This is a genomic window from Clostridium sp. X, assembly GCF_055755365.1.
The window spans coordinates 2436834-2462594 of sequence record NZ_CM146912.1; the positions used below are offsets into that span (position 1 = coordinate 2436834).

At 33.7% G+C, this 25761-nt stretch carries 28 protein-coding genes; 27 read left to right on the forward strand and 1 reads right to left on the reverse strand.

The genetic code is table 11. The annotated features are described in order from the left end of the window. Positions 1-12 precede the first annotated feature (12 nt). The 5 genes from fliM to flgK all read left to right on the forward strand — a co-directional run bounded on the left by fliM (position 13) and on the right by flgK (position 5051). Positions 13-1008 carry a flagellar motor switch protein FliM gene (fliM, locus tag ACX0KU_RS12245; protein ID WP_472990230.1) on the forward strand — a complete coding sequence of 332 codons (996 nt, stop codon included), beginning with the start codon at positions 13-15 and terminating at the stop codon, positions 1006-1008. Next, positions 1001-2227, forward strand: a complete 1227-nt coding sequence (fliY, locus tag ACX0KU_RS12250) for a flagellar motor switch phosphatase FliY (protein WP_472990231.1) — start codon at positions 1001-1003, stop codon at positions 2225-2227. Before fliM ends, fliY begins: the two co-directional genes overlap by 8 nt. 146 nt (positions 2228-2373) lie before the next feature. Then, positions 2374-2691 carry a flagellar biosynthesis anti-sigma factor FlgM gene (locus ACX0KU_RS12255; RefSeq protein WP_472990232.1) on the forward strand — a complete coding sequence of 106 codons (318 nt, stop codon included), beginning with the start codon at positions 2374-2376 and terminating at the stop codon, positions 2689-2691. A gap of 10 nt (positions 2692-2701) precedes the next feature. Next, positions 2702-3139, forward strand: coding sequence for a flagellar protein FlgN (locus tag ACX0KU_RS12260; protein WP_472990233.1), 438 nt, complete (start codon positions 2702-2704; stop codon positions 3137-3139). A 13-nt stretch (positions 3140-3152) separates the two neighbouring features. Continuing rightward, positions 3153-5051, forward strand: a complete 1899-nt coding sequence (flgK, locus tag ACX0KU_RS12265; RefSeq protein ID WP_472990234.1) for a flagellar hook-associated protein FlgK — start codon at positions 3153-3155, stop codon at positions 5049-5051. Positions 5052-5115: 64 nt separating this feature from the next. Here the strand turns inward: flgK and ACX0KU_RS12270 are convergent, their stop codons facing one another. After that, positions 5116-5487 (reverse strand): four helix bundle protein, encoded by a 372-nt coding sequence (locus tag ACX0KU_RS12270; RefSeq protein WP_472990235.1) that lies wholly within the window; start codon positions 5485-5487, stop codon positions 5116-5118. A gap of 177 nt (positions 5488-5664) precedes the next feature. On the opposite strand from ACX0KU_RS12270, the gene flgL reads away from it, so the two are divergent. From flgL to ACX0KU_RS12380, 22 genes are all read left to right on the forward strand, one after another. Further along, positions 5665-6672 (forward strand): flagellar hook-associated protein FlgL, encoded by a 1008-nt coding sequence (gene flgL / locus ACX0KU_RS12275; RefSeq protein WP_472990236.1) that lies wholly within the window; start codon positions 5665-5667, stop codon positions 6670-6672. A 160-nt stretch (positions 6673-6832) separates the two neighbouring features. Then, positions 6833-7264 carry a flagellar assembly protein FliW gene (gene fliW / locus ACX0KU_RS12280; RefSeq protein WP_472990237.1) on the forward strand — a complete coding sequence of 144 codons (432 nt, stop codon included), beginning with the start codon at positions 6833-6835 and terminating at the stop codon, positions 7262-7264. Further along, the gene (gene csrA / locus ACX0KU_RS12285) at positions 7264-7482 is read left to right on the forward strand and encodes a carbon storage regulator CsrA (protein ID WP_472990238.1); all 219 of its coding nucleotides are present in this window, start codon (positions 7264-7266) and stop codon (positions 7480-7482) included. Before fliW ends, csrA begins: the two co-directional genes overlap by 1 nt. A gap of 75 nt (positions 7483-7557) precedes the next feature. After that, a complete protein-coding gene (locus ACX0KU_RS12290) occupies positions 7558-7956 on the forward strand; it encodes a flagellar protein FlaG (RefSeq protein ID WP_472990239.1) in 399 nt (132 codons plus the stop codon). Positions 7957-8045: 89 nt separating this feature from the next. Further along, positions 8046-8330 carry a hypothetical protein gene (locus ACX0KU_RS12295; RefSeq protein ID WP_472990240.1) on the forward strand — a complete coding sequence of 95 codons (285 nt, stop codon included), beginning with the start codon at positions 8046-8048 and terminating at the stop codon, positions 8328-8330. Between the two features lie 148 nt (positions 8331-8478). Next, complete coding sequence (gene fliS, locus ACX0KU_RS12300) at positions 8479-8859, forward strand: flagellar export chaperone FliS (RefSeq protein WP_472990241.1); 381 nt, start codon at positions 8479-8481, stop codon at positions 8857-8859. Between the two features lie 101 nt (positions 8860-8960). Then, positions 8961-9323, forward strand: a complete 363-nt coding sequence (gene fliT / locus ACX0KU_RS12305) for a flagellar protein FliT (protein WP_472990243.1) — start codon at positions 8961-8963, stop codon at positions 9321-9323. 38 nt (positions 9324-9361) lie between these two features. Then, positions 9362-10906 (forward strand): flagellar filament capping protein FliD, encoded by a 1545-nt coding sequence (gene fliD / locus ACX0KU_RS12310; RefSeq protein ID WP_472990244.1) that lies wholly within the window; start codon positions 9362-9364, stop codon positions 10904-10906. A 420-nt stretch (positions 10907-11326) separates the two neighbouring features. Further along, complete coding sequence (locus ACX0KU_RS12315) at positions 11327-13315, forward strand: flagellin N-terminal helical domain-containing protein (protein ID WP_472990245.1); 1989 nt, start codon at positions 11327-11329, stop codon at positions 13313-13315. 179 nt (positions 13316-13494) lie between these two features. Beyond that, positions 13495-14736 carry a flagellin lysine-N-methylase gene (gene fliB, locus ACX0KU_RS12320; RefSeq protein ID WP_472990246.1) on the forward strand — a complete coding sequence of 414 codons (1242 nt, stop codon included), beginning with the start codon at positions 13495-13497 and terminating at the stop codon, positions 14734-14736. A 119-nt stretch (positions 14737-14855) separates the two neighbouring features. Next, positions 14856-15035, forward strand: a complete 180-nt coding sequence (locus ACX0KU_RS12325) for a YjfB family protein (RefSeq protein WP_472990247.1) — start codon at positions 14856-14858, stop codon at positions 15033-15035. A 2-nt stretch (positions 15036-15037) separates the two neighbouring features. Then, entirely contained in the window at positions 15038-15289 is a 252-nt protein-coding gene (locus ACX0KU_RS12330; RefSeq protein ID WP_472990248.1) for a hypothetical protein, read from the forward strand. Between the two features lie 382 nt (positions 15290-15671). Then, on the forward strand, positions 15672-16028 hold the full coding sequence (locus ACX0KU_RS12335; protein WP_472990249.1) for a hypothetical protein: 357 nt from the start codon (positions 15672-15674) through the stop codon (positions 16026-16028). A gap of 2 nt (positions 16029-16030) precedes the next feature. After that, the gene (locus ACX0KU_RS12340; RefSeq protein WP_472990250.1) at positions 16031-16939 is read left to right on the forward strand and encodes a tyrosine-type recombinase/integrase; all 909 of its coding nucleotides are present in this window, start codon (positions 16031-16033) and stop codon (positions 16937-16939) included. A gap of 133 nt (positions 16940-17072) precedes the next feature. Then, positions 17073-17468, forward strand: a complete 396-nt coding sequence (locus ACX0KU_RS12345) for a hypothetical protein (RefSeq protein WP_472990251.1) — start codon at positions 17073-17075, stop codon at positions 17466-17468. A gap of 75 nt (positions 17469-17543) precedes the next feature. Beyond that, positions 17544-17849 carry a DUF960 domain-containing protein gene (locus tag ACX0KU_RS12350; RefSeq protein WP_472990252.1) on the forward strand — a complete coding sequence of 102 codons (306 nt, stop codon included), beginning with the start codon at positions 17544-17546 and terminating at the stop codon, positions 17847-17849. Between the two features lie 17 nt (positions 17850-17866). Next, positions 17867-18013 carry a hypothetical protein gene (locus ACX0KU_RS12355; RefSeq protein ID WP_472990253.1) on the forward strand — a complete coding sequence of 49 codons (147 nt, stop codon included), beginning with the start codon at positions 17867-17869 and terminating at the stop codon, positions 18011-18013. A gap of 568 nt (positions 18014-18581) precedes the next feature. Further along, entirely contained in the window at positions 18582-21350 is a 2769-nt protein-coding gene (locus ACX0KU_RS12360) for a bifunctional DNA primase/polymerase (protein ID WP_472990254.1), read from the forward strand. Between the two features lie 173 nt (positions 21351-21523). Next, complete coding sequence (locus tag ACX0KU_RS12365; RefSeq protein ID WP_472990255.1) at positions 21524-22204, forward strand: hypothetical protein; 681 nt, start codon at positions 21524-21526, stop codon at positions 22202-22204. A gap of 209 nt (positions 22205-22413) precedes the next feature. Further along, entirely contained in the window at positions 22414-23268 is an 855-nt protein-coding gene (locus ACX0KU_RS12370; protein WP_472990256.1) for a tyrosine-type recombinase/integrase, read from the forward strand. A 24-nt stretch (positions 23269-23292) separates the two neighbouring features. Next, a complete protein-coding gene (locus ACX0KU_RS12375) occupies positions 23293-24093 on the forward strand; it encodes a hypothetical protein (RefSeq protein ID WP_472990257.1) in 801 nt (266 codons plus the stop codon). Positions 24094-24323: 230 nt separating this feature from the next. Continuing rightward, positions 24324-25169, forward strand: coding sequence for an Rpn family recombination-promoting nuclease/putative transposase (locus tag ACX0KU_RS12380; protein WP_472990258.1), 846 nt, complete (start codon positions 24324-24326; stop codon positions 25167-25169). Positions 25170-25761 lie beyond the last annotated feature (592 nt).

A 25761-nucleotide genomic window follows, 5' to 3' on the forward strand; every position in this document is an offset into this window, starting at 1 on the left:
TGAGGGACAAACATGGCAGACGTTTTATCACAAGGAGAAATAGATGCTCTTTTATCTGCCTTGGACTCTGGTGAATTAAATCCTGATGAACTTGAGAAGGAAGAGGAGAAGCATAAGGTTAAGCAGTATGATTTTAGAAGACCACAAAAGTTTTCAAAAGATCATATTAGGACTTTAGAGCTTGTTCATGATAATTTTGCTAGAATTATTTCGAATTATTTGACAGCTCAAGTGAGAAGTAATGTCAAAGTAAAGATAGAAACAGTTCAGCAGATAACATATGAAGAATTTATTCATTCAGTGCCTAATCCTACTATTTTAACTGTGTTTAAAATGCCTCCATTAAGTGGCTCTATATTATTTGAAACAAATCCACAGTTTGTTTATCAAATAATAGATATTCTTCTTGGAGGTTCTGGATTAGGACAGTACAAGAGTAGAGAATTTACTGATATTGATAAAAATATAATTAAACAAGTGAATAAAGGAGTTATTGCTAACTTAAAGCTCGCTTGGGAAGATGTGCTAGAGGTGGAACCGGAAATTGAAGGGTTAGAAACTAACCCTGCTTTAAATCAAACTTTGGCTCCAAATGAGCCTGTGGCACTCATAACCTTCTCAGTGGAATTGGGAGGGAACAGTACATTTATTAACATTTGTATTCCTTATTTAAGCATTGAAAAAGTATTAGATAAATTAGTAATTCAGTACTGGTTTAGAGAAAATGATGAGAGTGTACTAGAAGATTCTAGAACTAAAATAAGAAAGAGAATAGATATAGTAGAACTACCTGTTTCAGCATTATTAGGCACTACTAATATACTAGTAGGAGATTTCTTAAATCTTTCTGTAGGGGATGTAGTAACTTTAGATAACTTAACTACTGACCCTGTAAAAATTTTAGTAGGAGATCAATCATATGTTTATGCTAAACCGGGTACAATAGGAAAAAATAAGGGTATACAAGTACTAGATATTATTGATAAGGATGTGGAAAATTATGAGTAGCGATAACGGATTCCTTTCACAAGACGAAATAGATGCACTATTAAATGGTGGAGGAAGCAGTAGCGAATCAAAAGATTCATCCTCAACAGATGAAATAGAATCTAATATACCTGAAAGTAATTTGAGCTCTAAGGAACATCAATCAATCTCTGACATTGAAATAGATTTATTAGGGGAAATAGGAAATATTTCCATGGGTTCAGCATCTACAGCCCTTTCAACTATCATAGGTCAGCAGGTTAATATAACTACTCCGAAAGTTGAAGTTACAAGCTTAAGAGAGATGAGAAATACATTTTATGTTCCCAATATAGCATTAGAGGTTAAATATACAAGTGGAATTGTAGGGGGAAACCTACTTATAATGAAGCTTCCTGATGCAGCTGTAATTGCGGATCTTATGATGGGTAAGGATGGAACGGATATTGTTGAGAAAAAAGAATTATCTGAGATTGAGATAAGTGCAGTTTCGGAAGCTATGAACCAAATGATTGGATCAGCTGCTACTTCCATGGCTACTATGTTTGCAAGAGAAGTAAATATATCTCCTCCTACATCTAAGGTTTGGGATGAGTTAGGTGGCCCTTTAGCAGATACTATAAGTGAAGATGAGGAAATAATAAAGGTATCTTTCAGGCTTAATATAGGTGATTTAATAGATAGTACCATGATGCAGGTGCTTCCTATTGCTACGGCTAAAAAAATAGTTTCTATAATGATGGGTCAAGAAGAAATTGTGGAAGAAAAAGAGCAGCCTAAACAAGCACCACCTGCTGAAGTGCAACATCAGGCTGGGGCTATTCAACCGCAATATGTACCGCAACCACAACCTCAGATTGAGCCAAAACCAGCTGAGACATATTATTATGAACAACCATTTATTCCACCACAACCACCTGTAAATGTACACCAAGCATCTTTTCAACCACTTAAACAGATGGCTGTACACGATGCTCCAAAGAACATCGATTTAATTTTAGATGTACCACTTGAAATTTCGGTTGTACTTGGAAAATCTAAGCTAAGTATAAAGGAAGTTCTGGCTCTTGGAACAGGGTCTTTAATTGAACTTGATAAGCTAGCAGAAGAACCAGTAGAAATATATGTTAATGGGAAAAAAGTTGCTTATGGAGAAGTTGTTGTTGTTGATGAAAATTTTGGTGTTAGAATAGTAAGTATTGTAAGTAGCGAAGAAAGAGTAAAAACGTTAAAAGGATAAGATGAGGGCATATAGTGTTATTATTGGAAAGAAAAAGTTTTTCTAATAAATAAGCGTCTATATGTCTTTTGACTTTGGGAAAAATTCATATAGTATTATGTTAAAATTTTATAAAGAGTATAAACTTTATTTAAGGTAAGTCGATAATGAATGTATATAACAATGGAATTGCGAGGAGTGTTAGAATGAAGGTAACAGGGACATCCGTAAATAATATAGTTAATATTTACGATAAGAATAAATGTCATATTGAAAAGAACAAAGAAGTTACAAATAAAAAAGATTATATAGAAATTTCTCAGCTTGGCAAAAGCTTAAGTGCCTTTGGAAACGAAGAAATCACAGGGATTTCAGCTGAAAAGATTGAGCAAATAAAGATGGAAATCTCTAAGGGAACATATAATGTGGATGCTAAACTAGTAGCGGAAAAAATAATAGATGTTATGAAGGGAAGAAAAGTTTAGGAGTGAGCCTATGTATATAGAAAAGTTAATACCACAGTTACAGGCTTTAATGAATTCACAAATTGATCAGATAAGGGTTCTTCTAGAAATGCTAGAAGAACAACATAAATATATAGTAAAAGATGATGTATTTAATATGGAAGCTATGGTTGAAAAAATACAAGTATGTAATCAGCAAATAGCAAATCATGAACTTAAAAGAAGAGAAATAACAAAAGGATTACTTGAAGAAAAAACTTTTGTAAAGCTTATAGAAGATTTAATGGATGATGGATTAGAAAATAGCTTAAGAAGCCTAAGAAAACTTTTAGAAGAAGTAAAACTTCAAAAGGATACCAATGAACTTCTAATAAAGCAAGGTTTAAGCTTTACGAACAAAATGCTTATAATGCTAAATCCGGATAGACAAGCAAAAACATATAATGGATACGGGAAAATACAGAGATAAAAGGGGTGTTACAGTGTCGGGTTTATTTGCAACCTTTAATGTGGGTAAAAGAGGATTGTTTGGCCAACAGCAAGCCATAAATACAACAGCCCATAATATAGCTAATGCTAATACAGAAGGGTATTCGAGACAAAGGGCTATAATGGAAACTACAAGACCTTTTGGTATGCCAACTATGAATAATCAGGTGGGACCAGGACAGATTGGTACTGGAGTTGAAGTATCTTCTATTCAAAGAATAAGAGATAATTTTATGGATTTTCAAGTTAGAAGAGAGAAAAGTACTCTTGGTCAATATGAAGCAAGAGATAAATATTTGAGCGAAATAGAAAGTATTTTTAATGAACCTTCTGATACAGGAATCTCAACTCTTGTAGGAAAGTTCTTTGACTCATGGGAACAATTATCGAAACAAGCTGAAACCTCAAATGCCAGAACAATTGTAGCTCAACAATCAGCTGCACTAGCTGATGCATTAAATCATACATATAATCAGTTAACAGAAGTTAAAAAAAATGCTCAAGAATCTATAAAACAATCTGTCTTCGATGCTAATGGAATGCTAGAAAGAATAGACAAATTAAATCAACAAATCATAAGTGTTAAGGTTTCAGGGATGGAACCTAATGATTTAATGGATTCAAGAGATTTACTTTTAGATCAACTAAGTCAAAAGTTTAATATAAATGTAGAACCTGATAACTTCTATTCTATAAATTTAAAACCAGATTATACACTTACACCTGACCAAAACGGAGAAATACAAAATCCGCTACTTGTTAGAAAGAATCCTAATGATTCAGTTAGAAGATTTTCTTATGTAAAGAGCATGAAACCACAAGATGGACAAAAAGAAGGTGAACCTGGAGTATATACAATAACTTACCTAAGAAATGGAGATAAAGATCAAGAAGCTACATTTAAGATAACAATTAATAGCCCAGAGGAATATAAAAGATTAGAACAGTGTAGAGTAATCTGGGGGAAAAGTGATAAAAATGATGATTCTAAAGATGGATTAGCTATTGATGTTAATGGTGCAGTGATACCAAATGGAAGTGCCACTCCAATAGGTTTTAACAAGCTTGGTATTTTTGAGCTAGCAAATGACAACAATAGAGGAGAATTTAAAGGATTCATGTCAGTACAGAAGGATGTAGATCAATATATTGATCAGCTTAATAAACTGGCAAAGGCAGTAGCTTTTTCTGTTAATGCTATTCATAGTGGGGTTCCTAATGGAGATCCTAGTGTTAAGGTATCAAGTGATTTTATGCCATTCTTTGTTAATAGTGATATAGCTGAATATGATTTATCAGGAAATAAACATACCATGAGTAATTTACCAGATATACTTTTGAAAGAAATGGAAATAACAGCTGGAAATATAACGGTTAACAAGCAAATTCTAGATGATGTAATGCAAATAAAGACAAGAGTTAATGATGATAAATATGCACTTGCTACGCAAAATCAAGAAGATGGAGAAAAAGATGGTAAAAGAGCATTATCTATTGCCTCACTTCGTAACACATTACTTCAAATTCAAAATATAGATAGTAGTACTGATAGGAATGAATTCATAACTACCATGATGGGTGGCTTACAATTAGATAGCAATATAGGTATTAATACTATAAAGAGTGATATTAAAGGTATGAAAGTAGACAGTTACTTTAAAGATACAATTGACAAACTTGGCATACAGGGGCAAGAAGCTCAAAGAATTGTTAAAAATCAAGGAGTTCTTCTCCAAGGTTTTCAAGAGCGCAGAGATTCTATTTCAGGAGTATCCCTAGACGAAGAAATGGCAAACCTAATCCAATTCCAACATGCATATCAAGCAAATGCAAAAATAATATCTACAGTAGACGAGCTTTTGGATGTAGTAGTTAATGGTTTAAAGCGCTAGAGTGCTTTAAGCTAGTGACCAGTAGCCGGTAACCAGTTTTCAGTGAAAAATAGATATTTACTGATTATTGGTTACTAATAATGGTTTTATTATTGCTAATAATTTTACTTAAAATCTTTATTATTTCTATTAAAGATTTTTGTATAGAAGCTACGGAAGAGATATCTAATATGTTGCTAGCGACTAAAAGCTTTAGCCAGTATTCACATTCACCAGCTTCTTTTAATGAAATATATAGTTTTGAAATTAAGTCTTTTTTACTTTGAGCATTAAAGCTTTCACTAATGTTAGCACCTATACTTGTTCCACAACGTAATAGTTGTTTAGACATAATAAATTCTTTTTTTTCAGTAGTTAAATATTTATATAAGTTTATTATTTCAATTGCAAAACTGAAAGATTTATTATATATGATACTATTTTCTTCAAATCTCATTACGAAACCTCATTTAAGTTTAATTTTGTCTATAAGTATTGACTAAAAACGGTTTTGTATTCAAGATAAATTAATAAAATATAGTTAACTTGTAATTAAGCATGGATAACTGGTTTCTAATACTGGTTACCGTAAACTGGTTACTGGTTACTAAAAAACGAACGGAGTGAGTTTTTTATGCGTGTTACAAATAAGATGTTATCAAACGGTTTCTTAGCGGATATGAGAAGTAATCTTCAAAATATGAGAAAGATACAAGAGCAGATGACTTCAGGTAAGGAAATTAGAAGGCCATCAGATGATCCTTTTAAGGTTGCTCGTGCAATGCAGCTTCATACAGATATAAGTACAAATAAGCAATATAATGAAAATATAAGTGATACAATAAATTGGTTAGACACTACGGATACAGCACTAGGTCAAGTAGGAGATGTGTTGCAAAGAGTTAGAGAACTTTTAATATCATCAGGTAATGCTGGGTATAGCGAAAATGAAAGACTAGCTATAAAGGATGAAATAAACGAAAAAGTTGGAGAAGTTGCACAAATACTAAATACAAACTTTGATGGAGCATATATATTTGGGGGGACGAGAGGAACTACTAAACCATTAGAAACTACTATAGATACAAGCACTGAAAATACTAAACTTACATATTACAATAAATTAGGTGGAGAATTAGACTCATTAGACCCTAATCATACGAATCAATTGAATCAAATTGGATCAAAGCTTAAAGTTCAAATTTCACAAGGTGTTGTTATGGATTACAATGTGACTGCTACAGATGTTTTACAGTTTAAAACATCTAAAGGTAAGGATTTAGACTTAAGAGAAATCTTCACATCCATCACAAATCATCTTGATGGAAAAGATTCAAATGGTACAGCAGCTGATGCGGATGCGGTAAAACATCTTGTCAATGAAGATTTACAAGATATAACTGATACCATATCAAACCTTTTAAAAATCCGTTCAGAAGTTGGTGCAAAGCAAAATAGAATGGATAGTGCATTGGAAAAGAATACTGATGCTACATTTAATATGACGGAAATACTATCTAAAACTGAAGATATAGATATAACTGAAAAAACTATGGAATTTGCAAATATGCAAACAGTATACCTAGCATCACTACAAACTAGTGCAAAAGTATTACAACCATCTTTAATAGACTACCTATAAGAAAAACTCATAAGTTAAGCTAGTTAGAGGTTAGAAAGTATTTAGCAATTTAGTTTTTAACCTGTTACAAAAAATCACTAGTCGCTAATCACTAATCTCTAAAAGTTTTCCTAGTGACTAGAGACTAGCGATTAGAGATTATAATAGCGGGGTGACAAATTTGATTTTACAAACAAAGTATCATGGAGCACGTGAATACGAAGAAAAAGATATAATAGAATTTCAAAAGGGCTTACCAGGTTTTGATAAGTTGAAAAGTTTTATAATCTTTCCTGTAGAGGATAATGAAGTATTTAGTGTATTACACTCATTAGAGGATGAGAGCATAGGATTTGTTATAGCTTCCCCTTTCGATGTAATTGATAATTATGAATTCAAACTAGAGGATGATATTATACAAAAATTAAAAATTACTAAAAATGAAGATGTGTTAGTAGTTAATACAGTTACTTTAAGCTCCAAGGTTGAAAATATAACTATAAATTTAAGAGCGCCAATTATTATTAATATAAAAGAAAAATTAGGGGAACAAATAATCTTAAGTAATGAAGAATATTTAATAAAATATCGACTATTTAAGGAGAAGGTATAATGCTTGTAATAAAGAGAAAGCAAGGAGAAGCATTATTAATTGGCGATGATATTGAAATCAATATAGTGAGTATAGATAATGGTTCAGTAAAAGTTGCAATAAGTGCCCCTAAAAGTGTTACAATTTTAAGAAAAGAACTATACAAAGAAGTAGAAGAAGAAAATCAAAATGCCATAAGTACAGATTTATCAGTGCTAAAGATGTTAAAGAAAAAATAAATATTAATAGATTACATATATAAATTAAAGGATTGAATTATATATGTATCTTAAAAATTTAGAGGAGTGTTTAAAATGGATGTTAGTCTAATTGGTCAAGGAAGACATTTTCAGGTGGACAAAATATCTAATAATGTAGGAAATCAGCAGAAAAGTCATGTTCCTAGTAATGAAAACACTATGCCTGTAGTAAAAAATGAATCAACAAGTAAGAAAATGGAACATGGACAAAAAGAAAGAGAAATAAATGAAGAAGAAATTAAAAAAGCTGTAGATAAGCTTAATAAATTTCTCCAAGGGGAAATAACTCATGTAGAATATGAAAGACATGATGTTTTAAAAAATCAATTTGTAATTAGAATAATAAATAACGAAACAAAAGAAATCATAAAAGAAATACCTCCAAAGAAAATACTAGATATGGTAGCTGAATTATACAAGCTTGCTGGGGTAATAGTAGATGAAAAAGCCTAACAATACAGGTGCTAGGTACTAGGAAAAGACCTTATCTTTATCATTTAGAACCTAGAACCTAGGACCTTAAAAAGGTGGGGGTGTTTCTCATGGAATTCAGATTGAATAAAATAGACACTGAGCTTCGCAAAATTGTAAATGAAGCTACAAAAGAGGGGAAGGTACACGGAAATAAAGAAATATCTACTATAGATAAAGACGGTAAACAGAGCAAACAAGAGAGTAAAAATGATTTTAAAAAGCAGTTAGATGAAAAAAAAGAAAAGAAAATAGTTGTTGAAGCAACTAAGGTGAAAGAGATAAATATAGAAGCTTCAAAAGAAAGTTCTATAGGGGATTTAACTTTTGGAAGATTTTTAGATATAAAACGATGAAGTTAGGCATGCAGCAGAAACTAATACTGCATGCTTTAATTTTTTAGTTTGTGAATTATGATTTATTGAAATATAAAGTTAGAATAAACAACTACGATATAATAGATAAATATATAATTAAAGATATATAGTAATAGGAGGTCTTTAAATGTACGCACAAAATGCTTACAATGCTTATAAACAAAATAGTGTAAATTATGCTTCAAAGGATCAGTTATTATTAATGCTTTTAGATGGAGCAGTTAAATTTTCAAAAATAGGTAAACAAGCTATAGTAGATAAAGATATTACTAAAGCACACACAAATATAATAAAAACTCAAGATATATTCTATGAATTAATGGCTTCATTAGATGTGAAACAAGGTGGAGAATGGGGACAACAGTTAATGAGCATTTATGAGTTTATAGTTAGAAGGCTTGGAGATGCAAATATAAAGAAGAGTATAGAAGTGATGGATGAGGTTATTCCTTTAATAGAAGATATAAGAGATACTTGGAATGAGGCTTATAAATTATCTAAGAGATAATTTATAATGGTCAGTTAACAATGGACAATTGACAGTTAAGAAGGATTTAAATGTTTACTATCTGTCAATTGTCCATTGTCCATTGAAAAAGGATGGTGTCTATGGGAATACAGGATAATGCTACGGTATTGTTAAAAGAAAATCTTATGGAGTTTAAAGCTTTAACAGAAAAATTAATAGATGCAATTAATAATGAGTTATCAGAGGAAATTGATAGACTTTTTATAGATAGACAAGTAATAATAAATAATATTGGAAAGCTTGAATATAGTAAAGATCAGTTTACAATAATTTGTAGTGAATTAGATATTACTAATGTTTCAAAAGCATTAGGTGAATTAGTTCTAAAAAAAAGAGAAGAGCTTAAAGAAAAGATGAATAGTTTAAAAGAAGGAAATATTGCTAATAAAAGTTATGCTAACAGCGCTAATATTAAAAGAAGTTTTTTCAGTACTAAAATTTAATATTAATTTAATTGTCAATTAATAAAGGGGTGTGAATAATGAATGTAGGTAGTTCAATCAGTTCAGGTGCGGATTATAGCAGGATAACTGGACTTGCTACAGGTATGGATACAGATGCTATGGTAAAGCAAGCAGTTGCTGGAGATCAAGCGAAGATAGACTCAGCAAATCAAAGTAAACAAACTTTACAATGGCAGCAGGAAGCTTATGTGGATATTATTAAAGATTTAAAGGGATTTTATGATAGCTATATAGATATTTTAGGTTCTAATGATACTAGTATCATGAAAAGCAGTACCTATGCTGGAGTTACAGCTATAAGCAGTGATACTGCTAAATTAACGGCTACAGCTGCTGGTGGGGCCGTTAAAGGTGTTTATTCTGTAACTTTAACTACAAAGGCTTTAGTAGCTAAAGATCAAAGTAGTGTTTATGAAAATGCTACACAAAGTAGTACTTTATCAAGTTTAGGTTTTACAAATGGTAAGACACTTAATATTTTAGTAAATGGTGAAGCTTTCACTTTTACTGTTGATAATACTAAAAATGTTAGTGAGTTTGTAACGAGTTTAAAAGCTACAACTAATACTAATGGAAAAACCTTAGGTAACCTTGCAAACATAAGCTTTAGTGAGCTTACTGGAAAGTTCAGCATTGAAACAAAGGATACTGGTGCAGCTCAAAGACTTACAGTTTCAGGGGATGCTGCAACGGAGATGGGTTTTTCAGTTGTTGAAAAATCAGGAAATGATGCAACCGTAAAGATAACAGCTTCAGGAGAAGCAGAAGTTACAGTGACTAAGTCATCAAATAAATTTTCAATAGATAATATATCCTATGATTTATCAGGTGCTAGTAATGGAGATACTGCAACATTAACAGTAAAAGCAGATGCAACAGCTCAAGTAGACAAGTTTAAAAATTTTGTAGAAAAATATAATGAGTTAATTGAAAAAATAAATACAAAAATTACTGAAAAGAAAAAGTACAACTATAAACCTCTTACGGACACTCAGAAAGAGTCAATGAAAGATGAAGAAATTACAAAGTGGGAAACAGAAGCGAAAAAAGGTTTGCTTGCAAGAGAATCAAATTTATCTAATCTGCTGATTCAAGTTAGACAAACTTTTTACTCTACTGTTGAGGGGGCAGGTATTAGTCTATCAGAAGTAGGTATCAGCACTACCTCTAACTATAAAGATGGTGGAAAGCTTCAAATAGATGAAACTAAATTAAAGGATGCCCTTGAAAATAAAGGGGATTTAGTTCAGAAACTATTTACTCAAAGCGGTAGTAATGTAAATGAAAAAGGTATACTTCAAAGAGTAAAGGAAACTTTAAATAATTATATTGGCAATGATGGGCTTCTTATAAAAAAAGCTGGATATACAAATTCAAGATGGGCATATAATAATCACTTCAGCAAAAGTATTGAAAGTAAAAATAGTACAATTAAAGAAATGCAAAACAGATTATATGATAAGCAAGAACGATATTACAAAATGTTTGCTGCACTTGAAAAGAATATGAATAATTTGAATTCACAGAGTAATTGGTTATATTCTCAGTTAGGTACTGCATAAAAAAATAAAAGATTTTTTGAAATATATATAAAGTATATAAAGATTACATCGATATAATAAATACAAGTACTTAAGTGGTAACAAAATTTAACTTAATGCAAAAATGACGGCAGAAGGTTGCCGAACTGTTGAAAGTCAACATGGTGTTGAAAATGCCTTCAAAGCATTGATATTACTGAATGATGAAATTCAACAAAGTAGCAACATGATGTCAACAAGGACAAGCTGAAAAGCAACAATTTAGCAACATTTTAAATTAAAAGGGGACACAACTTTAGATGTGTCGCCTAACAGATTACGGTAGTAGGCTCAAAGAGCTTAACTATATATATTAAAAGGGGTAAGACCTTCAGGTCTGACGCCTATCATATTAATAGTGGAAAAGGATGTCCACTTTAAAAATCAAGGAGGGAATTTATTATGATAATTAATCACAATATGAATGCTATGAATGCTCATAGAAGTATGAGTACAAACACTGTTAACAGTGGAAAGTCAATGGAAAAACTAAGCTCAGGTTTAAGAATAAACAGAGCTGGAGATGACGCTGCGGGACTTGCTATATCAGAAAAAATGAGAGGACAAATCAGAGGTCTTGACCAAGCTTCAAGAAACTCACAAGATGGTATTTCTTTAATTCAGACAGCTGAAGGAGCTTTAGCTGAAACTCACTCAATTCTTCAAAGAATGAGAGAGCTAGGTGTACAATCTGCCAATGACACTACTACAGATGCTGATAGAGCTAACATACAAAAGGAAGTAAATCAGTTATCAGATGAAATTAATAGAATAGGAAATACAACAGAATTTAATACAATAAAACTGATTAATGGTAATGTATCAACTAATATTGCTGAAGGTGCAAAACTTGTTGGTGGAGATTTAGGAAGTTCAGTAACACTTATATCTGCAGCAACAAAAGGTACAGCAACGGGAGGAGCAATTACTGGAGCTGTTAATATTCATGGAGATACTAGTGGAAAGCTTACTGGTAGTTTAGATTTAAGTAATGCCGCTAATAATAATATTACTGCAAGTAACAACGAGTTAACTTTTACAGTTGATGGAGTTGAAAAAACTATAGTATTAGATGTAGTTGATTACGCTGATACTGCTGCTGGTGCTCAACTTTTAGTTGATAATATCAATGCTAAACTTACTGCAGGAACTATAGCTGCAACTGCTTCACTTGGTGCTGGAAATAAACTTGTTCTTACAAGTAATAGCACAGGTGCTAATAGTAAGATAGCTGTTTCTGGTGGTAATGCTGTAGGCACTATTGTTGGTACAGGCACAGCTGAAAATGGTACAGTTGCAAATGATACATTAACATTTAATGTTGATGGAGTTGCTAAATCTATAACATTAACTCAAGCAGTATATAATACACCTGCTGATTTAGTAACACAGATAAATACTAAACTTACTGCAGGAACTATAGCTGCAACTGCTAAACTTGATGGTAATGCTCTTGTATTGGAAAGCAATGGAACAGGTTCAACAAGTAGTATTACTAATATTGATGGAACAGCATCAGCAGATTTAAAACTATTTGGTTCAACTTCTGTTGTTGGTAAAGATGTAAATAATCAGTTTGAGATAAATATTGATGGAACTACAGCAACTATTACTGTTGCAGCAGCAACTTATACAGATATGGATGTATATGCAGCAGCTGTACAAAGTGCAATTAACAATAATGCAACTATCAGTGCCGCTGGAAAGCAAGTTTCAGTTGAAAATTCAAACGGTAATTTGGCAATAACAGACTCAAAGACTGGTAGTACAAGCTCCCTTACTATAACAGATGGAACAGGAGCTACTGCTGCGTTAAGGGCAGGAGCTGCTGCACTAGGTTTTACTAATACTACAGCGACTAATACTTCAGATACTGGAATTAGTGGAACTGACCAAGCATTAAAGATGCAAATTGGAGCAAATAAGGGTCAAGAAATGGCTGTAGCTATTAATGATATGAGGGCAGCTGCATTAGGAATCACAAGCACAAGTTCTTCAAAATCAGGTGTTACAGCACAAGATGGTTCGACCTTGGATGTAGCTTATGGAAGTTCAAGTAAAGTAACAAATGGAAGCACTACTGAGTATGTTATAAATGTTAGTACTCATGATGCAGCTAAAAATGCTATTTCTGTTATAGATAATGCTATAGCTCAAGTTTCTACTGAACGTTCAAACTTAGGTGCATACCAAAACAGATTAGAGCATACAATAGCTAACTTAGGAACTTCATCAGAAAACTTAACATCAGCAGAATCAAGAATTAGAGACGTAGACATGGCTAAAGAAATGATGACGTTCTCAAAGAACAACATCCTTAGCCAGGCTGCACAAGCAATGTTGGCTCAAGCCAACCAACAACCTCAAGGAGTTCTTCAATTACTAAGATAATTGATAAACTAATAAAAGTAATAATAAGGAGTCAGGGTGAAAGCTCTGGCTCCTTTTTACCATAAAATGCTTTAAAAAATAAGGTGTATTTTTGTGTATATATTCCAAAGTTTAAAGAAATATATAGAGTAGCAGGAAAAATGTTAACAAATTAAGCTATATAGAGGGGATGAGTCTCAGTGAAAGATAGAATAAGAATCGTATTACAACCTGATTATATGAAAAACTTCAAATGTATTGGGAACAATTGTGAAGATAGTTGCTGCATAGGGTGGAGCGTAGATATTGATAAGGAAACATACTTTAAATATAAAAAGATTAATAATGAAGAACTTAAAGATAACTTTGATAAAATGATAAATAGAAAGCATAATAAAAAGAGTGACGATTCATATGCCAAAATCAAAATGGATAAAAATTTACGGTGTCCATTTTTGAATGAACAAAATCTATGCAAAATCCATGGAACTATAGGTGAAACATACCTTTCAGATACCTGTGCACTTTATCCAAGGTATTTAAGCCTAATAGATGGAAAATATGAAAGAGGTGCTACTCTGTCATGTCCTGAGATATCAAGATTAGCGTTATTAAACTCGAATGGAATATGTTTTGAACAGGCTGAAGAAAATGCTGATATAAGGATAAAAATTCATAGCAAGTTTGATACAGAAGGACATCTTTATATAAATAAAGCACAAAGATACTTTTGGGATATAAGAGTGGTTAGTCTTTCATTACTACAGAATAAAAATTATAATCTAGATGAAAGACTGATTATTTTGGGAATTGTTTATAAGAAAATAGAAGAACTAGAAAAAAATAAAAAAACCAGTGATATTCCTGCAATGTTAGAAAGTATGAACAATATAATTGTAAATGGTACCCTAAAAGAAGAATTGAAAACCATTCCTAAGAACGCACAAATACAAATGAGATTAGCAAAAGAGATGACAGATGAGAAAGTTATACGAGGAATTACCAGTCAAAGGTATATTGAATGTCTGAAGGAAGCTTTAGTTGGGATAGATTGTATTGATAAAGTAGATTATGAAGTTATGTTGCAAAAGTATGAAGGGAATTATAAAGAGTATTTAGCACCATATTTAAAAGAAAAAGAGTACATGCTAGAAAACTATTTAGTTAATGAGTATTTTAAAGAACAAATGCCATTCGGTTCTTATAAGTCTATGTGGGATTCATATATTTTCTTATGCATACTTTATAGTATGATTAAGCTTCATATGATTGGAATGGCTGGATACCATAAAGGATTAAATGATGATTTGACATTAAAATTAATTCAATCCTTTTCAAAGGTTGTTATACACAATACTAACTATATCCAAGGAATTATTAAATTAATAAAGGACAATGGATATGATAGCTTACCTTATATGGCAATATTAGTTAAAAACTAATTAATTAAAAGGAGTTCTTCAATTACTAAGATAATTGATAAGCTTATAAAAGTAATATTAAGGAGTCAGGGTGCAAGCTCTGGCTCCTTTTAAATAAAAAGATAGTAGGAGGTAATTGTATGGATATAGGAGCATTATCAATAGTAATGAGTCAATCAAAGGTGCAGCAAGATGCAGGAATAGCAGTAATGAAGATGGCTATGGATACTGGTAAGGAAACTGCTGCTCAAGTAACAGAAATGATAAAGAGTGCTGCAGTAGACCCTAATCTTGGACAACATTTGGATGCAAGAGTATAGGAATGGATGAAAGAGAAGAACTAAAGCAAGAGCTAGAAGATGAACTTCAATGGGTGGAGTACAGGCAGAAGATGCTGGATATCATTGAAGAAAAACTATTTCTAATGAAGCAGATAGCTGAGCAGGCAAAAGAGGATAATCTAAGTCCTGAAGAAGTAGAGGTCGTGAATGATAGACTAAATGACTTAGCAGAACAGGTCAGAGCTTTGGACAGTGAAAGCAGAAGAATAGAAGATAAGAAAATACTTGAATGAGTATCAGTGGCTGGAATAATGGCTGCTGATGCTCATTTCTCTGTATGCTATATTTTTTGGCAGGGAAAACAGGGCACAGTTTCGGCCCTACTAGTCCTCGAAAATTGAAGTAGACAGCACCGTTTACTGCAAAACTATGTGAAAATTCACTGCAAAAATATTCTGTAGCAAATACAGCAGCAAAAGCTATTGTAGCATAAGGACTAACAGAAAATCAGCCACAAATCTTTCACTGCATAATCTAAATAATGCAGTGAAAACTGTAAAAGCCTAAGATGGAGTAAAATCTGTCTTAGGCTATTTTTGTACCTGTAATCAAGGAATAATCAAATATATATTATTACCTTGAATAATAGAAATAGAATTCAAGGAGGAGAAAACCATGATAAGGATAGTTCATAAAAGAGAAGAAGGACTTCTGAAAAATCTACCAGCAGAGGTAGCAGCAAAAGCATTGGAGATTGTAACTATATTGGATGAGAACTACGGAGCAGAAAGAGATGTAGTTCATGACCTAGGAGGATATGTTCTAATAGCAGAGAGAGCAGAAGATGTGCAAGCTATTAGAGAGCAAATAGACTTGGAGAGTACTCTACCAGAATATGTTGAGCTAATAACTTGTGAAAATGGTGACAGCTACACTAATTCTCTAATGCTTCTTAGCAGTGACTACAGCATAAGCCTACTGATACCGCTGGAACTAACACCTAAAGAGCTACTAAAGTATTTGGAGGAATAGCAATGGATGCTAATACTACTATTGAAGATGTAGCTGAACAAATAGTAACAGAATTTGAAGAAGCATTAGCTGCAGATGGTAAAGCTGCTAAGACCTTAGAAAGCTATGTAGGGGACATTAGAGCATTTTTACAGTGGCTGGAATCCAAGGGAAACAGTTTCACAGGAAACCTAAAAAGGTTTCACATAACTTCCTATAGGAACTACCTAGTTCAAGAAAGCTATGAGATTAATACTATTAACAAGAAAATTAATAGCTTGCAATCCTTCAATCAGTTTCTAATGGACAAGAAATACCTTACAGAGTATATAGTTGACCTAAAGAAAGATAAGGTAAAGGTAGCAGCAGGCAGTGAAGTAGAGGTAGAAGTATTCACAGATGGAGAGATTGAAAAGCTACTGTTCTACATTCAATCAGAAGAAGTATACTCAAGAGATAGATTGATAATCCTGATGCTTCTGTACACTGGTATAAGAGTATCAGAACTGGTGAATGTAAAGATAAAGGATATAGATGTATTAGCTATGAATCTAACTGTTGCTTGGGGAAAAGGGGGAAAAAGAAGAGAAGTTCCTCTAAAGGGCGAAGTCATTGATGCAGTGAAGGAATACCTTGAAGGAGAAAGAAAGGGGAATAAATTTGCAGATAGTGAGTACCTAATACTAACCAATAGGTCAGCAAAGATGGACAGAGATGCTATAAATAGGCTTCTAAACAGGATGGAAAGCAACCTGGATATAAGAATGCACCCACACAAGTTCCGTCACACATTCTGTACCAGATTACTAAAAAGAGGAGTAGAGCTGACTACCGTTGCAAAGCTTGCTGGTCATGCTTCTATTCAGACCACTGCAAGTTTCTACATCAATACCTCACAGAAGGACAAGAGGCAGGCGGTAGAACTGTTGTAGGAATTGCTATTGAAGTAGATGTACTAGACATAACAGAAAATGTAGGGAAAAAAGGGCGGAAAAAATGCCCTCTTAGCCCTGCAAAATTGAAGCATAGGAACAATTGAAAAATGAAAAAGGAGATGTTGGAAAAATGAGGATAATTAAAACTATGAAGGACATTCAACTACTAAAGGGTTCAAAGGCATTGAAAGCAGAAATACTAGGAGAAATAGAGGAACATTTCAATCACATCTACAATAACCTTGGAGAAGGAATACTTATTGAAGAATTCTCTCTAGTAGATAGTGGGATAATAGTATTTCTTGAACCAGGAGACAATGTAGAAGACCTACCTGAAATAGGATTGAATCCAGAGGAAAAAGGGCTACTAGGAACTATACCAGAATTCATAAATGAACAACAGTTAGAGGATTGCACACTAATCACTGCTTGTATACTTTGCAACAATGAATATGCATTAAGTATATTCTTAGAAAGAGGGAAGTTTGGTCAAGAAGTAGAAAACTGGATAAATGAAAATATGTAAAGCACCTAATCTCAAAATGAATGAGGTTAGGTGCTATTCTTGTGTCCAAAATTAAAATGAAAGGAAGTTGATAAAGTGTTTGATAATGATAGGTACTTGACTATAGGAATACAGCAGGAGATACCAATAGAGCTACAATTGTTTCTGTGGAATTGTATAGATACACTAAAGGAGCAAAGACAAGAATTGGATTACTTGCAGATATTTGAACTAACTAGGGAAAGAGCAGATGATGTATTCTTTCAGAAGGTAGAACATAGGCAAGAAGTACCAGAATACAAGAAGACCTATAACATATTTTCTAAGGAAATGGTAGAGGCAAAGTTATTGGTAATAGATGATGGAATCTATTCTACCATGATGATGGCGGAAGAATACTAAAGGGGGATGTATAAGTAATGGCGGAAATATTGGTACTAATAGCAAGAATAATACTAATCATAGCAGAGGGGATGAGTGCTACTTTTGCAACTTCAAAAGTAGCAAAGGAGGCGGGAATAGATTTCGATACTTTGTGGGACTTCCTGCCTAATAAGTGGAAGTAATAACAGAAGGCAGCTCATAGTAGGCTGCTCTTTTTTTTTTTTACATAGCAAAGTTTCTTACCTTTTGAAATTTAGGAGGGAACGGAGGGCAGAAAAAAACGCCCTGAAAGCCCTTCAAAAAAGATTAAGAGCAGTGAAGAAGGAGATTTATATTAGAAAAAGGCTGATTTTTTTGAAAAAAGATAAAAAATTTTTTTCGAGAATTGGAAAAAGTTTAAATTACATATATTGGGATTATACATGACAAATAGGCATTTTCGTCGTATGTGATAGGACATCAAGCATCAAAGGGTTGTATAAACTTATCCCATAGGAGAAAGAGGGGGTAAGTCTAAAAATGATAAAAATAATCGCTAAAAATGAATTTTGATACATATATTATGAATAATTATAGAAAAACAAAATGGCAAAAGTGAGTTATATCAACGTTTGACAAGCATTTTGGATGGTGGTATTATGAATACACGATACAAGACAAGCGCTTTTTATGCAGTGATTTGAGTGTCAAAAATTAGTGAAGTTAGAACAAAAAGGGTTCTTTGAAAACTTAATAAGGATGTGAGGTAAAATGGAAAAAAGCAATGAAAAAACATTGGGACAAAATGCTGTTGTATCTGCTATGCTACATTACATTGATTTAGAATTACCTATTATTCCATGTAAAGGCAAAATTCCTTTGATTAAGGAATGGCAGACTAAGCAGCCACCCAATAGTGAAGAAGTAGAAACTTGGGCACAAACTTGGTCAGAGATGAATGTAGGACTTCCACTTGGAACTGTTTCAGGAGTGATAGGAATAGACATTGATGGAAAAGCAGCAATTTTAAGGCTAAAGGAACTTAGCGGTGGAGATTTACCAGATACTTGGAGCTTTCAAACTCCTGGTGGTGGAAAAAGGCTACTTTACAAGCTTCCAGAAGGAGTAGTAACTAAAAAATACTCTGAAACCTTAGAGGGCAAGCATAATGAGATAGCCTTGCTAGGTGATGGTCAGCAGACAATTCTTCCTCCCTCTATTCACCCTAATGGTGGAAAATACAAATGGTTTAAGGGGAAAAGCTACAAGGACATAGAAATTGCAGAGGCACCTAAATGGATGCTTGACTTAATGACAGGTAAAGTACCTAAAAAGGCTAAGGAAAAAAAGCAAGAACCTAAAGAGGACAATGACAATAGCTCAGATGTTCAAGAGGTTTTTGAAAGGCTATTCAAAAGGTGCTCAAGCTACAAAAAAGCATTAGCGGTTCAAAAAGCAAAGGGACTTCCAGAAGACGATTGGTTCAGATGGTCAAGGCTATTAGTTTCAGCAGGGCATGGTGATGCTGCAATGGAGTTTTCAAAGTTGTCTACTAAGCATGATGCAAGAAGTGAGGAAAGAATTTTTGAACTCATAGCTGAAATGCCAGAAGGTGGAGCAATGATAAGATGTACTACCTTTGGTTGTGATGAGTGTGACGTTGAAAAATGTTTCTGTAAAGTCAACGAAAATGATGAAGGGGACATAACCAATAGTCCAGGAAGCTTCATTAAGGATATGACGGCAATACTTCCTCCATCAGATGCAATCTACAAAGAGTATGTAGAAGCTCTTGAGGATGTACCAGACTATGATGTAGATGAAAGTGGTAATCTTTGTGGCTACGATAAAAAAGGAAATCCCTACACTATTGCTAATTTTGTAGCCAAGCCTGAACTTGAAATCATCCGTGATGATGGTGTCAGTGAAGAAAGAACCTTTAGAATTTTAGGGGTTCAAAGAGGACAACCTCTGCCAGCAGTTGATGTATCTGCCACAGATTTTCTTACAATGAATTGGGTAATGAAAGCTTGGGGAATAGGAACATCAATCAGAGCAGGTATGGGAAGGAAAGACCAATGCAGAGACGCTATTCAGAACATGGCTTTAGACATTAAAAAATTCAGAATCTTCACTCATTTAGGGTGGCAAAGGTTAGTGGACAAAAGATGGGTGTACTTACATTCTAATGGATGTGTAGGAGCAGATGACATTACTGTAGAGGTGGAAAAAGGACTTGAAAAATATGTGCTTCCACCAAAGGTCAATGACTTAAAGAATGCTGTACTTGCAAGTAAGGCGTTGTTAGAAATAGCGCCTAAATCAGTAACGATTCCTCTTCTAGCCCTTATCTATTTAGCACCATTAAATGATGCATTAAAAAGAGCTGGAATAGAGCCCAATTTCTTAATCTGGGAATATGGAGGAACAGGTACTAGAAAGACATCTACCGCATTACTTTTCCTCTGCCACTTTGGAAACTTCAATGGAAAGACACCGCCTGCCAGCTTCAAGGATACTGCTAATGCCATTGAGCGAAAAGCTTTTGCAACTAAGGATGCAGTGTTATTAGTAGATGATTACTATCCTGAAATCACCAGAAGTGAATCAGACAAAATGGCACAGATTGCCCAAAGAATACTCAGAATGTATGGAGATAGGATAGGTAGGGGAAGATTGAAGTCAACTATTGAATTTCAAAAGGAATTTCCACCTAGAGGAATGGGACTTGTAACTGGAGAAGATGTTCCTGTAGGACAATCCTCTGTTGCTAGATTCTTGGGAGTAGAAATACTTCAAGGAGATATTGATTTAGAAAAGCTAACCGAAGCTCAAAGAAATTCAAACTTGCTTGCTGAAGCAATGAGAGGATACATTGAATGGCTGATACCTCAGATGGAAGAACTGCCAAATATTCTACTTGAAAAGTTTGTAGAGAAAAGAGATTATTTTCAGAAGTCAGCAGCACATGGAAGACTTGGAGAAGCAGCAGCTTGGCTTGATGTAGCCCTTGAAATGATGCTGAAATACTTTGAGTTTGCTGGGGTGTGCAGTAAAGAAGAGAGTGAAATGCTAAAGAAAGAATCCGAAGAGGTTCTAATAACACTAATACTAAAACAGAATTCCCTTGTAAATGAAGAAAAGCCTGTAGAAATCTTTGTGAAGATACTTAAAGAATTAATGATTTCTGGAAAGTTTAGAGTTGAACCTATGAGGCAAATCAATTCACAGGATACGCTATTTGCTACAGGGGAGACCATAGGATGGAAGGATGATAACTTCTACTATCTAAGACCAGAGGTTACCTATAATCAAGTAAACAAGTTCCTTGCTTCAAGAGGACAAAAATTTCCAGTGCTAGAAAGAACTTTATGGAAACAGCTAGACGAAGCAGGATTGATACAAGTAGAGAAATCAAGTGATGGAAAAGTTCAAAGATGTCCAAAGAAAGCTGTACCTAAAAAGACAGGACAGAAGGAAACAGAACGTCTAAGACTTCTACACCTAAAAAGGGTAGCATTAGATGCAGAAGAAAAATAGAGAAAAGTACTCGCCAAAGTACTCTTCTCCTTTGATTTAGCAGGGCTATTAGGGCACTCCAGCCCTCTTTGCCCTCGAAAATTCAGCATAGGCAGTCACGGGTGGTGACACTATGCTATTAACACAAATATTCTTGTTCTTATTATAACACGAAAATTGAAAGGATGATAAAAATGATAAAAAAATTAAAAGGAAAAAGCAATGAAATAGATACTACAAAGGAATTTTCATTTGAGGAAGAAATAGACGAAGTAGAAGAGTTTGAAGAAAATATTGAATCAGTGGATTTTGTAGATGAAATTGAAGATGAAGAAGATATTGATGACGTAGGGGATGAAGTAGATTATTCAGATGATGATGAATCTGAGGAAGAGATAGAAGAAGAACCAATAGACGATGATAATAGTTTTGATGTTTTAGAAGACGAAGATAACGAGGAAGATGCAGAACCAGATGATGAGGATGACCTCTTCACTGTTAAGAAGAAAAAGAGAAAACCTAAATTAGGAGAGGGTGACCTCACTGGTCTAATTACAGAAGTTTTAGCTGAAAGAAAGCTCTCAGGCAAGTTTGGAAAGCCTTGGATAAATATTGGGTTGAAGTTTAAAGCTAAGAATCTAGATACTGGAGAATACGGCGAAGTGACCTTCAATGCTAATAAAAGCTTAGACCCTAAAAGCAGGTTGTATCCTGTAGTAAAAGGGATATTAGGAAGAGAACCTGGAGACAATTTCAATTTAAAGGAACTCAAAGGTAAGAAAGCTATAATATCAATAGAGCACAGAACAGATAGTGAAGGAAATGTTTGGGAGAACATTGTAGCTGTAAGAAAATACATTCCAAAGAAAAAATAGTTTGAAGGATACCATACTAAAAAATGAGGGAGAGTAGGGCGAGTTTTTCAATGCCCTCTTTGCCCTACAATTTTTCATATTGTAATGGGACTGTAGCTAATGTAGTTTCAAGAATATATTATTACTTTGAATTATCTAGAAGGTATTGTATCAGAAACAATGAGGGATACCTATTTCTGGAAAAAACATCTAAGGAGGAATGAGCAAGTATGCTATTGAAAAAATCATTACATGAATATGAGAACTATCTGAAAAATACAGGAAAGAGTCCTAAGACAATTAAGGGTTATATCTATGAGCTTACAGCATTCAACGATTACCTAGTTAAGAAGAACAATATGCCTGCAAGTGTTGGAGATATAACACCCAAAGCAATTAATGACTATGTGCTATACCTACTAACTGATAAAGAATATGCACCTTATAGTAGAAGAAGAATAGTCATAATCCTAAAAGCCTATTTCACCTATGCCTATAATGAAGAACTCACAAGAGACAGGCTATCAGAAAAGATACTATCAGTGAAAACACCTAAGAAGGAGAGAAAATTTCTAACTGTAGATGAAGTACAAGAGTTCCTTTCTAATATAGAAAATAAGTTGATTAGGTTAGCCGTTGAAACTATGTACTACACAGGAATGAGGGTATCTGAGTGCTGCAACCTGAAGCTGGAGGATGTAGATATGAGGAACAGAATCATCCATGTGGTCAATGGCAAGGGAGGAAAGGATAGACCTATTCCAATCTGCAATAAGCTCTACGATATTTTCACCGACTACATCACCAATTGGAGAATAGATTCCGAGTTGTTCTTTGCTACAGAAAAGACAGGAGCATTAGCGGTTCCTACGGTAGAACACACTGTAGCAGCAGTGAGAAATGAGCTTGGATGGAAAAATGTTACACCACACACCTTTAGACATTCCTTTGCAAGTTCCCTTGTAGAAAAGGATGTGAACCTATTGAAGATATCGAAACTCTTAGGACATTCTAGTCTCAAAACAACGCAGATATATATTCACACCAACATATCACAGCTAGCAGATGCTGTTAATCTGCTATAGATTTAATAGTAGGAGGAGATAGAGATGGTACAATTAGCAGTGAAAGAAATGTCAAATACTCAAAAGATTACTTATATTATAGATGGTCTAGCTAAGGAGATTAGTAGGGATGTTTTAGCTGATGACTTAGGTTACAGCAACTACAAATGCATGGACATTTTCCTCAACAGAAATGGCTACAAGTGGAACAAACAGAAGCAGAACTATGAATGTCAACAACCAGTGAAGAATACTAAGCTTTCAATAGTACCACAAAGCAAAGTAGAACAGGTAGTACGATTCATTGCTGCAGGAAATGATACCAAAGAAACTGCTGTACTAACAGGATTTGGGGAGGCTCAGTCGCTTGGCACCTTTATGCTAGCTAAAGGGTATGTATGGGACGAAGAAGCTGACAACTATGTCAAAGGAACTGATGTGGAGGATACTTCTGCTATTGATGACGAAGCTATTTTAGAAGAGGCTACAGAAACAGTTCCTACAGTGCCTAGTGGAACAGCTACAGGTATAGCACTAAACCTTGAAGAACAATTCCTACTGAAACAGGCATTACCGCTCCTGCAGCAACTATTAGAAAATAAGGATACATTGGAGCAGTTGATGGGGTCAAGTACTGCAGATGAGGAAGCAACTCTGCCTAGATTCAATATTCCAGGAAGGTACATGACAAAGTGTGTACACATGACAGACCTAATGGACCAAATGGTGAAGGATTACAGTGTACAAAATAATGTGAGTCAGAAAGTTATTTTTACGGTGGCACTAGTGGAGTTTTTCCGAAAGCATGGATTTTTAAATGAAATCAATACGTTACTAGGTGTGTGACCTTAGTGGATTTTGTAGGGCAAAGAGGGCGTCAACTGTGCCCTACTAGCCCTACAAGATTAGTAGGAACATTCCCAATAGACGTAGATATCGGCACTACTGGTAGTATTGTCATCCAAATCTTTATAGTGTCAGTAGTGCCGATATTATAGGTGGAGAAATAGGTTACAAATTTGGTAGCAAACATTTAAATAGTTTGTTAGAATATATAGTAAGAAGGGAATGATTATATGGATAGATTAAAGCCTTTAAATGATTTTGTGTTCAAAAAGACTTTCGGAGAAGAAGAGTCCAAGGATAATCTAATAGCATTACTTAATGCAATTTTAAGCAAAAAAGATAGAGATAAGCTAGTAACACTTGAAATAGTTGAAAATAAAGAGTTAACGCCTGAACTAATAGAAGATAAAACGGGCATAATAGATGTAAGAGCTAAAACGGCAGATGGTACACAACTTGAAATAGAAGTCCAATTGACTAATCATCATAATATGGAAAAAAGAACCTTATGGTACTGGGGAGAGTTATTTTCAGAGGGAATCAAAAAAGGTGAAGATTATAAGACGGTGGCGAAGGTTATAACTATAAACATATTAGATTTTGATTATATTAAAATACCTGATAAATTTCACACAACCTTTCATCTATGGGAGGATGATGTTAAAGATTATATGTTAACAGATGTAATAGAAGTTCATTTTATAGAGATGGAGAAGTTTAGAAAGCTTCAAAATAAGAATCTAAGGGAAGATAAGCTACAAAGGTGGCTGTCCTTCTTTAGAGATGATATAAGTAAAGAAGAGCTAAAGGAGTTGATGGATATGGATGCTGATATCAAAAAAGCAGAAGAAAAAATAGAATATCTAAGCAGTGACCCTAAAGCATTAGCACTTTACAAAGCAAGAGAAAGGTCATTACATGAGAGAGCAAATATGATTAGTTCAGCTAAAGAAGAAACTAAGGTAGAAGATGCTATTAATTTTCTAAAGCTTGGGGTAAGTGAAGAAATAGTATCTAAAGGAACTGGATTACCAATAGAAAAAGTTATAGAACTTAAAAATGGAATGACAAACTAATATTAGAGGAATGGTGTAAAAGCTATTCCTTTTGTATTTTTTGGTTATAGGGATTTCGTTCAAAATAGTAATAGATATAGGAAATATCGACAGTGCCGATATTTATACCTTATATATTAGGAAGGAATTTTTCAATGGTAGTCTTTGCGACTACTATTTTTTTGCCGTTTTTTAACATTATCCATATGGAAAACCAATGATTTTCATATGAAGATTTCCGCTAACTCCATATGATTTACATATGTAACTATTCCAAAACCATATGATTTCCATTCCTAATGCAACAGGAATTTTCCATTCATATTAGTTTTTCTAATGATACAAAATTTGTAAGCCCTGAACTCCTTGATTTTACTGGGTTTATAGCAGTTTGACTTTATTTGTCGAATTGTGTCGATTTTGATGGCAGAAGGTTGACTAACTGTTGAAAGTCAGCATGGTGTTGAAAATGCCTTTAAAGCATTGAAAACACTCAATGATGAAATTCAACAAAGAAGCAACAAGAAGTCAACACTTGTTCAATGTGGACAAGTTGAAAAGCAACATTTTTAAAAGGGGACACAACTTCAGATGTGTCGTCTAACAGATTTTC

Coding starts and splice junctions, on each gene's coding strand:
- fliM (WP_472990230.1), top strand. CDS start 13: ATGGCAGACGTTTTATCACAAGGAGAAATAGATGCTCTTTTATCTGCC.
- fliY (WP_472990231.1), top strand. CDS start 1,001: ATGAGTAGCGATAACGGATTCCTTTCACAAGACGAAATAGATGCACTA.
- ACX0KU_RS12255 (WP_472990232.1), top strand. CDS start 2,374: ATGAATGTATATAACAATGGAATTGCGAGGAGTGTTAGAATGAAGGTA.
- ACX0KU_RS12260 (WP_472990233.1), top strand. CDS start 2,702: ATGTATATAGAAAAGTTAATACCACAGTTACAGGCTTTAATGAATTCA.
- ACX0KU_RS12270 (WP_472990235.1), bottom strand. CDS start 5,487: ATGAGATTTGAAGAAAATAGTATCATATATAATAAATCTTTCAGTTTT.
- flgL (WP_472990236.1), top strand. CDS start 5,665: ATGCGTGTTACAAATAAGATGTTATCAAACGGTTTCTTAGCGGATATG.
- csrA (WP_472990238.1), top strand. CDS start 7,264: ATGCTTGTAATAAAGAGAAAGCAAGGAGAAGCATTATTAATTGGCGAT.
- ACX0KU_RS12290 (WP_472990239.1), top strand. CDS start 7,558: ATGGATGTTAGTCTAATTGGTCAAGGAAGACATTTTCAGGTGGACAAA.
- ACX0KU_RS12295 (WP_472990240.1), top strand. CDS start 8,046: ATGGAATTCAGATTGAATAAAATAGACACTGAGCTTCGCAAAATTGTA.
- fliS (WP_472990241.1), top strand. CDS start 8,479: ATGTACGCACAAAATGCTTACAATGCTTATAAACAAAATAGTGTAAAT.
- fliT (WP_472990243.1), top strand. CDS start 8,961: ATGGGAATACAGGATAATGCTACGGTATTGTTAAAAGAAAATCTTATG.
- fliD (WP_472990244.1), top strand. CDS start 9,362: ATGAATGTAGGTAGTTCAATCAGTTCAGGTGCGGATTATAGCAGGATA.
- ACX0KU_RS12315 (WP_472990245.1), top strand. CDS start 11,327: ATGATAATTAATCACAATATGAATGCTATGAATGCTCATAGAAGTATG.
- ACX0KU_RS12325 (WP_472990247.1), top strand. CDS start 14,856: ATGGATATAGGAGCATTATCAATAGTAATGAGTCAATCAAAGGTGCAG.
- ACX0KU_RS12330 (WP_472990248.1), top strand. CDS start 15,038: ATGGATGAAAGAGAAGAACTAAAGCAAGAGCTAGAAGATGAACTTCAA.
- ACX0KU_RS12335 (WP_472990249.1), top strand. CDS start 15,672: ATGATAAGGATAGTTCATAAAAGAGAAGAAGGACTTCTGAAAAATCTA.
- ACX0KU_RS12340 (WP_472990250.1), top strand. CDS start 16,031: ATGGATGCTAATACTACTATTGAAGATGTAGCTGAACAAATAGTAACA.
- ACX0KU_RS12345 (WP_472990251.1), top strand. CDS start 17,073: ATGAGGATAATTAAAACTATGAAGGACATTCAACTACTAAAGGGTTCA.
- ACX0KU_RS12355 (WP_472990253.1), top strand. CDS start 17,867: ATGGCGGAAATATTGGTACTAATAGCAAGAATAATACTAATCATAGCA.
- ACX0KU_RS12360 (WP_472990254.1), top strand. CDS start 18,582: ATGGAAAAAAGCAATGAAAAAACATTGGGACAAAATGCTGTTGTATCT.
- ACX0KU_RS12365 (WP_472990255.1), top strand. CDS start 21,524: ATGATAAAAAAATTAAAAGGAAAAAGCAATGAAATAGATACTACAAAG.
- ACX0KU_RS12370 (WP_472990256.1), top strand. CDS start 22,414: ATGCTATTGAAAAAATCATTACATGAATATGAGAACTATCTGAAAAAT.
- ACX0KU_RS12375 (WP_472990257.1), top strand. CDS start 23,293: ATGGTACAATTAGCAGTGAAAGAAATGTCAAATACTCAAAAGATTACT.
- ACX0KU_RS12380 (WP_472990258.1), top strand. CDS start 24,324: ATGGATAGATTAAAGCCTTTAAATGATTTTGTGTTCAAAAAGACTTTC.